The 13,283-nt window shown below is 71.3% G+C and carries 10 protein-coding genes and 1 pseudogene; 7 read left to right on the forward strand and 4 right to left on the reverse strand.

The window, feature by feature from the left end; all coding sequences use genetic code 11:
- The first annotated feature begins 86 nt into the window (after nt 1-86).
- Both LXT21_RS34910 and LXT21_RS45555 read left to right on the forward strand, forming a co-directional pair.
- Nucleotides 87-953, forward strand: coding sequence for an alpha/beta fold hydrolase (locus tag LXT21_RS34910; RefSeq protein ID WP_254042556.1), 867 nt, complete (start codon nt 87-89; stop codon nt 951-953).
- The gene (locus LXT21_RS45555; RefSeq protein WP_254042557.1) at nt 950-3,460 is read left to right on the forward strand and encodes a hybrid sensor histidine kinase/response regulator; all 2,511 of its coding nucleotides are present in this window, start codon (nt 950-952) and stop codon (nt 3,458-3,460) included. Before LXT21_RS34910 ends, LXT21_RS45555 begins: the two co-directional genes overlap by 4 nt.
- Before the next feature lie 7 nt (nt 3,461-3,467).
- Here LXT21_RS45555 and LXT21_RS34920 read toward each other — a convergent pair whose 3' ends face one another.
- A complete protein-coding gene (locus LXT21_RS34920; RefSeq protein WP_254042558.1) occupies nt 3,468-5,195 on the reverse strand; it encodes a condensation domain-containing protein in 1,728 nt (575 codons plus the stop codon).
- Nucleotides 5,196-5,333: 138 nt separating this feature from the next.
- Nucleotides 5,334-5,564 carry a TetR/AcrR family transcriptional regulator C-terminal domain-containing protein gene (locus LXT21_RS34925; protein WP_256572259.1) on the reverse strand — a complete coding sequence of 77 codons (231 nt, stop codon included), beginning with the start codon at nt 5,562-5,564 and terminating at the stop codon, nt 5,334-5,336.
- A 32-nt stretch (nt 5,565-5,596) separates the two neighbouring features.
- On the opposite strand from LXT21_RS34925, the pseudogene LXT21_RS34930 reads away from it, so the two are divergent.
- From LXT21_RS34930 to LXT21_RS34945, 4 genes and pseudogenes are all read left to right on the forward strand, one after another.
- Nucleotides 5,597-6,106 (forward strand): annotated as a pseudogene (locus LXT21_RS34930) (FAD-dependent monooxygenase); the annotation flags it as partial.
- A 9-nt stretch (nt 6,107-6,115) separates the two neighbouring features.
- Nucleotides 6,116-6,442, forward strand: coding sequence for an aromatic-ring hydroxylase C-terminal domain-containing protein (locus LXT21_RS34935; protein ID WP_254042561.1), 327 nt, complete (start codon nt 6,116-6,118; stop codon nt 6,440-6,442).
- A 73-nt stretch (nt 6,443-6,515) separates the two neighbouring features.
- The gene (locus LXT21_RS34940; RefSeq protein WP_254042562.1) at nt 6,516-8,075 is read left to right on the forward strand and encodes a glucosyltransferase domain-containing protein; all 1,560 of its coding nucleotides are present in this window, start codon (nt 6,516-6,518) and stop codon (nt 8,073-8,075) included.
- 67 nt (nt 8,076-8,142) lie between these two features.
- Nucleotides 8,143-8,793, forward strand: a complete 651-nt coding sequence (locus tag LXT21_RS34945) for a carbonic anhydrase (protein ID WP_254042563.1) — start codon at nt 8,143-8,145, stop codon at nt 8,791-8,793.
- A 58-nt stretch (nt 8,794-8,851) separates the two neighbouring features.
- Here the strand turns inward: LXT21_RS34945 and LXT21_RS34950 are convergent, their stop codons facing one another.
- Together LXT21_RS34950 and LXT21_RS34955 are read right to left on the reverse strand one after the other, a co-directional pair.
- Complete coding sequence (locus tag LXT21_RS34950) at nt 8,852-9,319, reverse strand: hypothetical protein (protein ID WP_254042564.1); 468 nt, start codon at nt 9,317-9,319, stop codon at nt 8,852-8,854.
- A 118-nt stretch (nt 9,320-9,437) separates the two neighbouring features.
- Complete coding sequence (locus LXT21_RS34955; RefSeq protein WP_254042565.1) at nt 9,438-11,864, reverse strand: ABC transporter permease; 2,427 nt, start codon at nt 11,862-11,864, stop codon at nt 9,438-9,440.
- A gap of 304 nt (nt 11,865-12,168) precedes the next feature.
- On the opposite strand from LXT21_RS34955, the gene LXT21_RS34960 reads away from it, so the two are divergent.
- On the forward strand, nt 12,169-12,912 hold the full coding sequence (locus LXT21_RS34960) for a hypothetical protein (protein WP_254042566.1): 744 nt from the start codon (nt 12,169-12,171) through the stop codon (nt 12,910-12,912).
- The last annotated feature ends 371 nt before the right edge of the window (nt 12,913-13,283 follow it).

The following is a 13,283-nucleotide window of genomic DNA, read 5'->3' on the forward strand; positions in this document are numbered from 1 at the left end:
GGCCTTCGGTACACTGCCGCCTTGTGCGGCAACGTGAGCCCCCCTGCGCGTGACTCGACGTTCCGTCGGGTGGTCGACTTGCGAGCATGCGGGCTCGGTCGTCCCGGGTGTCCCGCATCGTCTACACTCGCCGCATGTCCAAGACGGTCTCCACTCGAAACAATGTGCAGGTCATTGGCCGAGGCGACGACGTGCTGGTCTTCGCCCACGGCTTCGGGACCAATCACACCGCGTGGCGCCACCAGGTGAGCGCCTTCGAGGACACGCACCGCATCGTCCTGTTCGACCATGTGGGCACCCATGGCACGGACCTGGAGGACTACAGCCCGCATCGCTATGCCGGCCTGGAGAGCTACTCGCTGGACCTGCTCGAGGTGCTCGAGTCGGTCAAGGCGCGCAACGTGTTCTACGTGGGCCACTCGATGAGCGGCATGATTGGGCTGCTCGCGGGGCTGGTCCGCCCACAGTACTTCCGGGGCATGCTCTTCATCGGCGCCTCGCCTCGCTACCTCAACTCCCCCGACTTCAAGGGCGGGTTCGAGCGCCAGGACATCGACGCGCTGTACAGGACCATCGAGCAGCACTTCGAGGCCTGGGCCAGCGGCTTCGCGCAGGCCGCCATGGGCCCCTCCGCCACGCCAGAGATGGTCAAGGACTTCACCTCCTCCCTCCTGTCGCTGCGTCCCGACATCGCCCTGGGCGTGATTCGCCTCATCTTCGAGTCGGACTACCGCGAGCAGATCACCCGGCTGACGGTCCCCACCTGGGTCGTCCAGCCGCGCAACGACTTCGCCGTCCCCATCGCGGTGGGCGAGTACCTGGCCAGGAGCCTGCCGAGCGGCAACATCCGCTACGTGCCCAACGAGGGGCACCTGCCGCACTTGAGCGCGCCCGACGAGGTCAACCAGCTCATCGCGGAAGCCCTCGCGACAAGCGCCCTCGCGGCGGCGTGAGTGATTCCTCGACCGAGGTGACGGAGTCGGGAACCTCCGCCAGCGCACGGGCCGCGGACCCGGCGGTGGCCGAGCTGATGGTGGCCGCGGTGCGGGCGCTCGGCACACGCGACGGCGACCAGCTCACGCGCCTGCTGGAGGTGGTGCGTCAGGCATGCCGCGCGGACGTGGCCGTCAGCCTGCGCCGCATCGACCCCCTCACCGTCTTCGAGCTGGCGGGCACGCCCGCCCAGCGCCCCCGCCTGGCGCACCTGGGCGAGGCGCTCTTCCGGGGCCCCCTGGGGGAGGACTCGGCGTGGCGCTTCCACGAGCCCCGTCCCCCGGAGAGCGGGGTCCCCGAGGCGCTGCGCGGCGCCATGGCCGTGCTGCCGTGGCACTCCGTCGACGACCGCAAGGGCGGCCTCGTGCTGGTGCGCCAGGGCCCCGAGGGCTTCTCCGCCTCCGAGCGCGCCTGCCTCCTGGCCCTGACGGGGCTGCTGCTCACCTGCGCGCGGGAGTGTGACTTGGAGAGCGCCACGCAGACCCTGCGCGCGCGCGTGGACGCCATCACCGACGCGGTGCCCTGCGCGCTGGTGTTCCTGGAGCACAACCGCGTGGAGACCTGGGTGAACAAGCCGGGCGCCGCCCTCCTCGGGCTGCCCGAGGGCCAGGTGCCCGCCCACCAGATGTCGCGCGCCATGGCGTCGCTGCGCGAGCGCGCGACGAACCGCGCGCAAATCGAGGCGCGGATGGCGCGCCTGTTCGACGGCAGCCAGCCGGAGCTGCGCGACATGCTCTGGCGCTTCGAGTCGCCCCACCAGACGCTGTCCGTCTCCTGCGTGCCCGCGCGCCGGGGCTCCGCGCGCGGAAGGCTGTGGGCGCTGCTGGACGTCACCGAGGCCCAGGACGCGCTCTCCAGCATGGGGGAGAAGAACCTGGCGCTGGACGCCGCGCGCGCGGAGGCCGACGCCGCCAACACCGCCAAGTCCAGCTTCCTGGCCAACATGAGCCACGAGATTCGCACGCCCATGAACGGCGTGCTCGGCATGGCGCAGCTCCTGCGCGAGACGTCCCTCACCGAGGAGCAGCGCGAGAGCGTGGACGTCATCCACACGAGCGGCGAGGCGCTCCTGCGGCTCATCAACGACCTGCTCGACTTCTCCAAAATCGAAGCGGGCGCGTTCGAGCTCGACGGACAGTCCTTCTCGCTGCGCCAGACCCTCAAGGAGTGCCTGGGCCTGTTGGGTCCGCAGGCGGCCTCGCGCGGCCTGTACCTGAAGCACACGGTGGACGCGGACGTGCGCGACGCGCTGTGGGGCGACAAGACGCGGCTGCGGCAGGTGCTGGTCAACCTGGTGGGCAACGCGCTCAAGTTCACCCACGAGGGCGGCGTCACCGTGCACGTGTCGCGCGGGGAGATGAAGCCGGGGCTCGAGCCCGACAGCTGGCCCTTGCGCATCGACATCCAGGACACCGGCATCGGCATCCCCACGGAGCGGATGAACCGGCTGTTCCGTTCGTTCAGCCAGGTGGACGCGTCCACCAGTCGCCACTACGGCGGCACGGGCCTGGGGCTCGCCATCAGCTTGAGGCTGGCGGAGCTGATGGGCGGCACCATCCGCGTGCACAGCACCGTGGGCCTGGGCTCCACCTTCAGCGTGGAGGTCATCCTGCGCGAAGGCGAGGAGGTGGCCACCCGCTCCTCGCCGGAGCTGGACGCCTCGCTGGGACAGCGGCTGCCCCTGCGCATCCTCCTGGTGGAGGACAACCCCATCAACCAGAAGGTCGGCCTGCGCCTGTTCAAGAAGCTCGGCTACGACGCGGACGTGGCGGGCAACGGCGTGGAGTCGCTGGGCGCCCTGGAGCGCGAGCGCTACGACGTCGTCTTCATGGACGTGCACATGCCGCAGATGGATGGCCTGGAGGCCACGCGCCGCATCCGCGCGGACGCCCCACGGTATGGCAGCCCCCGCATCATCGCGATGACCGCGAGCGTCATCCAGGGTGACAAGGATTTGTGTCTCCAGGCGGGGATGAACGACTTCGTGACCAAGCCGGTGGACGCCACCCTGCTGATGGCGGCGCTGGAGAACGCGGCGCAGCTGCCCGACCTCCCGCCCGGGTCGCCGGCCGCGCCGCCCGAGGCGCCCGGGTTCGATGCCTCGGCGCTCGAGAAGCTGGAGCTGCTGACCGGCCCGGACCGCGGCGAGCTGGCCACGCTGGTGCGCGACTTCCTGCGCAACGCCGACAAGCACCTGGCCTCGCTCCGACAGGCCCTGGAGGCCTCCGACACGGCGGCGCTCACCCGCCACGCGCACAGCCTGCGCTCCAGCGCGGCCCTGTTCGGCGCGGCCCGGCTGTCGCGCCGGTGCGAGGAGCTGGAGACCCGCGCTCCGCACGAACCGCTGGAGCCGCTGCGAGACCTGGTGGACCTGGCGCAGAGGGACTTCGACGAGGCCCGTCAGGCGTTGGAGACCGCCGTGCCAGAGGTCCTCGCGGGCCCGGACACCCCTCCGTCGGGCGCCTGACGCGGCGTCAGCGCGGCGCTTCGTCAGGCGGGGCCAGGTCGTCCAGCCGCGCGTCCGGCGTCTCCACGATGCGCCCCAGCAGGTGACGGAACGTCCGGGACAGCCGCTCCACCTCGGCGGGCTGGAACACGGCGCAGGCGTACTCGAAGGCGCCGCGCAGCCCCGCCAGGTCCTCGCGCAGCAGCAGCGTCAGCGCGTGGCGGGCGAGCCCCGGCACGGACGCGTCCGGCGTGTCCGACAGCAGCGTGCAGTACAGGCCGGGGATGGACAGGTCGACGCCCGTCGCGCTCTCGAACACGCACGCGGCCTGCAGCCCGTGAGGGAGGCTCGCGGCCACCTCGTCGAAGGGGAGCTCCTGGTGCCCCAGGTCCTCCGTGGTGCGCAGGCGGTGGCGCCGGAGCAGCTCGCGGAAGGAGGGGTTGCCCGTCAAGTCGCAGCGCAGCGCCACGGTGTTGGAGAGCAGGCCCACCACGTCCCGCAGCTCGCGGCGTCCCCGGTTGGCCACCACCGTCCCCACGAGCACGTCCTCCTGGCCGGACACCTGACGCAAGAGCGCGGCGAACACCGCGGACAGGGCGGTGAACAGCGTGGCGCCCTCCGTGCTCGCCAGCGACTTCCAGGCGGCCGTCAGCGCCACGGGCACCTCGAAGCGCACCAGCCCGCCCTGCCCTCGCGCGTCCTCCTCGCGCGCCCCTCGCGACGTCAGCGACAGTGCCGGGGCGCCCTCCAGTCGCGCGCGCCAGTACTCACGTTGCTGGTGGGCCGCTTCACTCGTCGACCAGCGGTGCTGCCAGCGCGCCACGTCCACGGGCTGACGCTCGGGAGGCGCCAGCGGCGAGGGCACCCCCGCCTGGAAGACGCGGTACAGCGAGGCCAGCTCCCGGCTGAAGACGCCGAGCGACGGGCCATCCGTGATGAGCTGATGCTGCGTCACCAGCAGGACATGGGTCTGCTCGGCCAGGACGAGCAGCGCGGCGCGAATCAGTGGCCCGGACGCCACGTCGAAGGGCGCGCGCGCCTGGGCGTCGTTCATCGCGCGGAACGAGGAGGAGCCCAGCGCCTCTTCCGGCGCGGCCCCGCCTCCACCCCGCAGGTCGATGACCGGCAGCTCCAGCCGCGACACCGGCGAGACGACTTGGGTCAGCGCGCCGTCGCCCTCGTGGAATGTCGTCCGGAGGGACTCGTGCCGACGCACCAGCTCCTGGAGGCCGAGCTTCAGCGAGTCGACATCCAGCGGGCCGTCGAACCGCAGCCCGAAGTGGACGTGGAAGCGCGGGCTGTCGGGCACAGGACGCATCAGCCGCCACAGCCGCCGCTGCCCCGAGGACGCCAGCGCGGTGTCCGACGCCAGGGCTCCCGCCAGCTCATTCGCCTCGCTCACCGGCGACAGGTTGAACAGCGTGTCGGGTGAAGCCAGCGCGCGCGCCAGCGACTCGATGGTGCGCTGCTCCCAGAGGAACGACAGGGTGAGGGGCAGCCCCAGCCATTGCTCCAAGTCGTGGGTGAGCCGCATCGCGCCCATCGAGTCGAGGCCCTGCTCCACCAGGGGGCGCCGGGTGTCGATGGAGGCGGTGGGCATCTGCCAATGCAAGGCGAGCCACTCCACCACCCAACCCTCGATGGTCACATTGTGAGCAGGCAGCCGTGACTCGGACAGCCCCGGCCGGGACGGGCGCTCCCAGGACACCTCTCGGTCATCGACTCGGAGCTTCACCACGTCCTTCTCGTCGCGCACGCACGGCCACCAAGGCTGAGGTGGATGCGTGGAGGGGCGACGTCAAGGAGCGCTTCCAAGAGTCTGTCATCCGGTCGTGCAAGAGCAGACGCGGCGCCCCCGAGAGCGCGCCCCCAGGGCAGGGTTGCTGTCGCCTGGTCACCGCGCGCGTGAGGGTTTACGAGCGCGCACTCCGGCCAGCAGCAGCTCCAGGCCGAACGTGAAGCGCGCGTCGAAGTCGGGGTCCACCAGCGCCTCCACCGCCCGGGCCACATGGGGGAAGCGCGAGGTGGCCAGGGCCCGCATCTGCTCCGCCACCGGGGGCGCCTGGGCGTCGCGCGCGCCCAAGGACTGCTCCTCGAGGGTGAACCCGAGGACGTCGTCGAGCAGCGTGAAGGTCGTCCAACCCGCGCGGCAACGCCGTCGTCGTGCCCCTGGGCCACGGCCAGTACCGCGCCATCGTCACCGACGCCCAGCGCGAGCACACCTCCTCGCGCGAGCCGCTGTCCTTGGAGGAGCTGCGTGAGAGCCTCACGCGCGTGGCGGGCTCCGACTTCGGCATGAAGGAGCCCCGGTGGTTGTCGCGCTTCGGCGACGAGACGCGGCTGGCGGAGCACTACCGGCGAGGCCGCGTGCGGCTCGCCGGAGACGCGGCGCACATGCACGACCCCGCCGGTGGACAGGGGCTCAACGTGGGCCTGCAGGACGCGATGAACCTGGGCTGGAAGCTCGCCGTCGTGCTGCGTGAGGGCGCCCCGCCCGCGCTGCTGGACAGCTACCACCAAGAGCGCCACCCGGTGGGACAGTCGCGCTTGAGCAACACGCAGGCCCAGTCCGCGCTCATGGGCTTCACCCCGGAGGTCCTCGCGCTGCGCGAGCTGATGAACGGCCTCTTGCGCCTGCCCGCCATCAACCAGCGGCTGGCCGAGTAGCTCGGCGGATTGGATGTCGCCTTCCCCGACGCGCCCATCCCCGCGCCCCCCCTGCCAGGATGGACGGGACGCAGGCTCCCCGACTGGACGCTGCGGCTCGCCGGCGGAGGCCAGCGCTCGCTCTACTCCGGCCTCCATGACGGCCACTGGCTGTGGCTGCACGCGAAACAGACCGCCGCGCCGCCCTCGGACTGGGAGCCCGCCCCGGGCTGGCGCCCCCGCGTGAATGTCCTGGCGCTGGAGACTTCCACCGACACTGGCCCGCTCAAGGGCGTGGACGGACTGCTCGTGCGTCCGGATGGCCATGTGGCCTGGGCTTGGACGGCCTCCGCGTGAAAGCGGATGTTTGGTGTTTCACCTTTCAGGGAGACATCGCGCATACCGAGACGCGTCATATGACTCTGCTAGGGTGTCGACCTTCAGAGGTTCTCCCCTGCGGACACGCTTCACGACAGGTTTCTTCCGGGCTTGGGGTACGGCCGCCCTGCTCTTCCTGCTTCCCTGGGTCGTCTACGGAAGCACCGTCTCGCTGCGCTACGGCCTGCGGGACGACTACGCGATTCTGCGCGAGGCGCGCGAGGAGCCCGGGAAGATTCTCCGCGTCTGCGGCGCCATGGGCCGTCCGCTGTATGGCTGGATGCTGGAGCGCACCACGCGCGCGGCCGAGGACCTGGAGGGGCTGCGCGGCCTGCGGGCCCTGGCGATACTCGGCCTGGGGCTGCTCGCCGTGGCGCTCTATCTGCTCTTGCGCGCCGAGGGTTGGAAGCAGGTGCCCGCCGCGCTGCTGGCCGCGTTCATCCCGCTGATTCCCTCCGCGCAGGTCGTCGCCAACTGGAGCATCTGCTGGCCGCAGGCCGTGGCCCTGCTCGCGAGCACGGGGGCCTTCGCGCTGACGAGACAGGCCATCGGCGTGGATGGCGCGTGGCGCGGTGGCGTCCGGGGGCGGCTGCTCCTGGTGGGAGGCGCGCTGACGCTGGCGGCGTCGACGCTCATCTACCAGGCCAGCGGTCCGTTCTACGCGGTGCTGCTCGCGGCGGTGCTGGTGACGCGGCGACACGAGGACGCGAGAGCGCCGACGCGCTGGCTGTTGCGCCACGTGTCCGTGCTGGGCGTGGGCCTGGGGCTGGCGTACGTCGTCACGCGCCTGAGCTTCGCGGTGGGGATGTTCACCCCCTCGCCGCGCATGGCGCTGGAGCGGCACCTGCTGGACAAGGCGGCGTGGTTCGTCACCCAGGTGCTGCCCAACGCCCTGGCGCTGACGGCCATCGACGACACGGACGCCGCGCCCGCGTGGGGTTACTGGCCCATGGTGGGGGTGACGCTGGGCGTGCTCCTCCTGACGCTCGTCGTCGAGGGACGGCGCGCGGGACGCACGGGCGTGGCCACGTGGCTGCTCGCGCTGGTGGGGCTGTCGGGCGTCGCGTACTGCGCCAGCCTGCTCGCCGGTGAGCGCTGGCCCACCTACCGCACGCTCTTCGCGCTGGCGGGGGTGTGGAGCGCCTTCTTCTTCGCGGGCGTGGTGAAGCTGGGTGAGCAGTGGCCCCGGCACGGGCCGCGCGTGGCCGGCGCGGTGCTGGCGCTGCTGGTCGCGGTGAGCGCGCTGCTCGCGCATCAACAGTCGCTGGAGCTGTTCGCCTGGCCCCAGCTGCGGGAGCTGGAGCTGATGCGCCAGGGGGCCGCCGCGCTCGCCCCCGCGCGCACGCCGCGCGTCTTCGTGCTCACCGCCCGACAGACGGACTCCTCCGCGCCGCTGCGCTACCTGGACGAGTTCGGCTCGGTGTCCGTCGACACCGAGTGGGTGGCCAAGGAGCTCTTCGCCCTGGCCGTCCGGGAGCGCTTCCCCGACGTGCGCGTCGACTACCGCTTCGACGCCGGACCGGTGCTACCCCAGGCGCGGGCCTACGACATCCTCGTCGACATGAGGCAGTTGCGGACGGCCACCTCCCGGCCCATCCAGCTCGCCCGCTGACGCTGGCGCCCACGGGACACACTTCCCCGTTGACGCGGGGGAGCCCATGGAGGGATGCCCCCGACTCGTGCCCTCCTACGAACAGATTTTCGAGAACAACCGCCGCTGGTCCGCCGCCAAGACGAAGGACGACCCGCGGTACTTCGAACGACTGTCCGCGGAACAGAACCCCGAGTACCTCTACATCGGCTGCTCCGACAGCCGGGTGCCCGCCAACGAAATCATGGGCGTGGAGCCCGGGGACGTCTTCGTCCACCGCAACGTCGCGAACCTCATCAACAACGTCGACCTGAACGTGATGTCGGTCATCAACTACGCCGTGCGCCAGCTGTCGGTGAAGCGCATCATCGTCTGCGGCCACTACGGCTGCGGGGGCGTGCGGGCCGCCATGCAGCCCCGGGACCTGGGCATCCTCAACCCGTGGCTGCGCAACGTGCGCGACGTCTACCGCCTGCACAAGGCGGAGCTGGACGCGCTCGAGGACGGCGAGGCGCGCTATGCACGGCTGGTGGAGCTCAACGTCACCGAGCAGTGCATCAGCGTCATCAAGACGGCCGCGGTGCAGCGCTCGTACGTGGAGACGGGATTCCCCACCGTGCACGGCTGGGTGTTCGACATGCGCACCGGCCTGCTGAGGGACCTGGAGCTGGACTTCCCCCAGCTGCTGCGCGGCGTGCAGGAGGTCTACAACCTCACCGACAAGGACTCGATTTTCTAGGGGTCCCAGGCTCCGCGCCGGGACCACCGGCGCGGAGTGTCAGGCGAGGCCCGACGGACTACTGGCTCTCCTCGGCCCCCGTGGGAGCCGGGTCGTCATCGAGGCTGCCCTCGGTGCCGTCCGCCTCGTCCACGCCGGAGCCACCCGTGCCCTCGCTGGAGCTGGAGTCACGCGGCTCGGAGCCCCCCGGCTCCTCCATGACGTCCCACTTCTCGCCATCCGGCGTCGTCACCTGGGTGTCCGTGCCGGAGCCACCCGTGGCCTCGTTGTCGTAGATGGTCGGCGCCCCGCCCCGGTCGCGGCGCTCGTTGTCCACGACGTCCGCGGCCTCACCCGGGCTCTCGTTGGCGTCACGCGCATCCTCGCGCTCCTGGCGCTCCTGCTCGGCCGCGTCCACCGAGCCCGAGCCGCCCGTGGCGCTCGGGATGTTGGAGCCCGACGGGTTGTCCGCCCGCGTGCTCGCCGAGTGGCTGGAACAACCCCAGAACGACAACGCGGCGACGGCCGCCATCAGTGGAAGCTTCATGGAAGTCTCCTTGGGAAGGGATGGTTCCCTGAAAGCTGGAGACTGTTCCGGAGAGGACAACCCGGGGCTCGGGCCCGCGGCGGCCGGCCCGCCCTGGAGCAGGCGACCGGCCAGGCGCTCACTCCTGACGGAGCGCGATGATGGGGTCCACCCGCGTGGCGCGACGCGCGGGCACATAGCTGGCCAGCAGCGCCACGACGAGCAGCAGCGCCGCCACCGCGCCATACGTCAGCGGGTCCCACGGCGCGACGCCGTACACCAGGCCCTCCAGCCACCGGCTGACGACCAGCGCCAGCACGAGCCCCACGCCGAGCCCCACCAGCGTCAGCCGCAGGTACTGGCCCAGCACCAGCTTCAGGAGCTCCGCGCCGCGCGCGCCCAACGCCATGCGGATGCCGAACTCCCGGGTGCGGTGGCTCACCGCGTGGGCGATGACCCCCGACAGGCCCACCGCCGCGAGCACCAGCGCCAGCAACGCGAAGCTCGTGGTCACCAGCATGTAGAAGCGCGGCCGGGACAGCGCCTCGCCCATCAGGTCCTCGAGGGTGCGCACGCTGCCCAGCGGCAGGCCCGCGTCCAGGGCGCGCACCTCGTCTCGCACCTGGCCCATCAGCGTGAGCGGCGCGTCCTTCGTGCGCACCACCACCGTCATCTTCCCGTACAGCGCCTGGGAGAACGGCACGTACACCTGGGGGAAGGAGGCCTTCTCCAGCCCGTCGTTGCGCGTGTCTCCCACCACGCCCACCACCTGACCGCCGAGGCGGCCCAGGCCGAAGTTGATGCCCATCTCCACCGTGCGCCCCAGCGGACTCTCCCCGGGCCAGTAGCGCCGCGCGGCCTCCTCGCTGACCAGCACCCCGCGCACGCCCTCGCCCGCGCCATCCGCGGACGTCAGCCACCGGCCCGACACCAGCCGCAGACCGAGCGCCTCCGCGTAGCCCGGGGTGATGACGCCCACCTGCACACCCCAGCCCTGTCCCGGCCCGGGCTCCGGCAGCGCCGGGTCCCACATCCCCGTCACCATGTAGCGACCATCCAGCGGCACACCCAGCGCGGCGCCCGCGGCCTGCACTCCCGGCAGCGCGCGCAGCCGCTCCAGCAGCTCGTCGTAGAAGCGCTGGTTCCGCGCCGAGGCCCAGCCATAGGCGCTCTCCGGCAAGTCCAGCTCGAAGCTCAGCACCCCGTCCGGACGGAAGCCCGGGTCCACGTCGGAGAGGCGATGGAAGCCCTTGAGCAAGAGCCCACCGCACACGAGCAGCACCACCGCCAGCGCCGTCTCGCCGACGATGAGCAGGTGACGCGCGCGCGCACCACCCCGCGTGCCCCCCTTGGCGCCCACCTCGCGCAAGCTCACCGCGGGGCTCTCACGTGACGCCTGCAGCGCGGGCAACAGGCCGAACAGCAGCGCGGTGACGAGCCCCAGGCCGCACGTGAAGGCGACGACGCGCGCGTCGATGGCCACCTCCGCGAGCCCTGGGATGTCTTGGGGGGCCAGGCCCACGAGGACATCCAGGAGCCACCCGGCCAGGAGCACCCCGAGCCCCGCGCCCAGCGCCGCCAGCACCGCGCTCTCCACCAGGAGCTGACGCAGGATGCGGCCCCGGCTGGCGCCCAGCGCCATGCGCACGGACAGCTCCCCCCGGCGACTCACCGCGCGGGCGAGCAGCAGGTTGGCGAGGTTGGCGCAGGCGATGAGCAGCACCAGCCCCACCGCCCCCAGGAGGAACAGGAGCGCGGGGCGGACATTGCCCAACAGCGCCTCGCGCAGGGGCACCAGCGTGGCGCGGTATCCACCGTTCGAATCCGGGTAGGCCACCGCGAGCGCCTGGGCCACCGCGGCCACGTCCTCGCGAGCCGACGCCAGGGTGACGCCCGGCTTGAGCCGCGCGTAGACGCGCAGGCTGTGGGTGGAGCGCATCTTGGCACCGGTGAGCGACTCATCCCAGACGAAGGGCACCCAGAGCTGCGTCTCCAGCGGGAAGCCGAAGCCCTCGCTCGCCACGCCCACCACCGTGTGCCGCTCCCCGCCCAACCAGAGCGAGCGACCCAGCACGCCCGGGTCCGCGTTGAAGCGGCGCTTCCACAGCGAATGGCCGAGCACCACCACGCGCTCCTGCCCCGGCTGCTCGTCCTCGGGACGGAAGCCGCGGCCCAGCGCCACCCGCGCGCCCAGCACGTCGAAGAAGTCCGCCGTGCTGGTCGTGCCTCGCAGCCGCTCCGGCGCCACGCCGTCACTGGCCAGGCTCTGCTCGCCGCTGCGCAGCGCCGTCATCCCCGAGAAGGAGCGGGTGCGCTCGCGGAAGTCCACCAGGTCCGGCCCGGAGGTAGGCGAGTCACCGGGCGAGCCGTCCGAGTGATACAGGCGCACGAGCCGCTCCGACTCCGCCATGGGCAACGGCCTCAGCAGCACCGCGTCCACCACGCTGAAGATGGCGCTGTTGGCGCCGATGCCGAGCGCCAGCGTCAACACCGCCACCAGCGTGAACCCCGGTGCGCCGCGCAACCTGCGCAGCGCGAGGCGGAACTCCTGGACCAGGCCCGTCATGCCACTCTCCGAAGCTGAATCAGCGACTCGCCGCTTCCCGACAGCAAGGCAGGTGCCACCGGCCTTCCACGGGGAGACACCACCCGGGGCACGCCTCCGCCTTCCCACATCCGGGGGCAGGGTGCCCGAAAATGGGATGTGCTGATACGCCCGCTCGCTGGTGGAATCGGGTGACAACGGCGCGGGCCAGGACGGCCTCATCGGCAACGGGTTCCGCTGCTGAACAGACCCAGCCGGCCCACGAGCCCTGCAATCCTTGCATACCTAGCTTGACGCCGCTTCACCTCCCACAGGAGTGGCTCTCATGCGATTGGCGGCATTCGTTCCAAGCAGGAAGGCTCGGGGTCTGTTGATGGCGGTGGTGTTCGCGGGCTGCGCGGACGGAGGCGTCGTGTCACCGTCGGGTGACGCGGCTTCGTCGTCACAGGCACTCACCGCGTTGCCGCCCCGCGTGGGCCTGACGTTGCAGGCCATCCGGGACGCGGGGTCGAACCTTCCGTACTGCGGCCTCTACAAGGACTACCTGACGCCACACGTGCTCCAGGCGTACTACTCGAACCAGGGGTTCGACGGGTGTGTCGTTGCCTGGATTGGGGACACGGGTGAGACGCTGGAGGTGAACACGAACTACGCGGAGGATGTCTATCGCGTGTATGTGAAGCGCTCGGGGCCGGTGCTCAACAACACGGTGTACCGCAAGCTCGGGGACGGCGTGGGTCCGGTGGACCTGCGGCTGGGCGGGCCGCCGGGGAGCGCGGTGAACACCTTCACGCTGGCGCTGGACGAGCGGGGCTTCCCCACGGTCGCGTGGCTGAAGAAGACGTCGCCCCACTTCAGCAACGTCGAGCTGCGTGCGTCGCGCTGGGATGGACAGGCGTGGCACCCGCTGGGTGGGGTGCTCAACGTGAACGACGCGCCCGACTCCGTCGCGTCGCAGCCCGTGTTGAGCTGGGATGTGCAGGAGCGCCCCGTGCTGCGCTGGGTGGAGACCCAGGGCGGCTCCACGCTGAATGTCACCCGGACGTGGAACGGGACCACCTGGGAGTAGGTCCGCGTCCGTCAGGGATGGTTGCCTCCCGAGAAGCACCGAAGGGCCATCCGAGGCGCATTCACTGTTTGTTCAAGCTCCATGGTGCCCGCAGCCTGCCGCGAGCATCAAGGAGCCAAACGCGACCAACCACTTCATGCGGTTCATCATGGCGCTACCTCCAGGGGGATGAAGACGGTCAGAGGTCCTCAGGCCGGTCCGACATCACGCCGGCCAACGACTCACGACGCATGCGGGAGAACGCCAAGTCACCTGCGTTGGACCCGGGTACGGGGAGGGGTGCGCTCTCCCCGACACTCCCCCCGTGACGTCTGTCAATTGAGCCTCCGCGCGAACTCCCCACGCAGCGTGAGCGGCACCGCGCCCGTATC

It is taken from the genome of Myxococcus guangdongensis, from assembly GCF_024198255.1.
Lineage (GTDB): Bacteria > Myxococcota > Myxococcia > Myxococcales > Myxococcaceae > Myxococcus > Myxococcus guangdongensis.

Bases quoted from the DNA above. Each gene is read 5' to 3' on its own strand.
- LXT21_RS34910 (WP_254042556.1), top strand. From the start codon at position 87: ATGCGGGCTCGGTCGTCCCGGGTGTCCCGCATCGTCTACACTCGCCGC.
- LXT21_RS34955 (WP_254042565.1), bottom strand. From the start codon at position 11,864: ATGACGGGCCTGGTCCAGGAGTTCCGCCTCGCGCTGCGCAGGTTGCGC.
- LXT21_RS34960 (WP_254042566.1), top strand. From the start codon at position 12,169: ATGCGATTGGCGGCATTCGTTCCAAGCAGGAAGGCTCGGGGTCTGTTG.
- LXT21_RS34950 (WP_254042564.1), bottom strand. From the start codon at position 9,319: ATGAAGCTTCCACTGATGGCGGCCGTCGCCGCGTTGTCGTTCTGGGGT.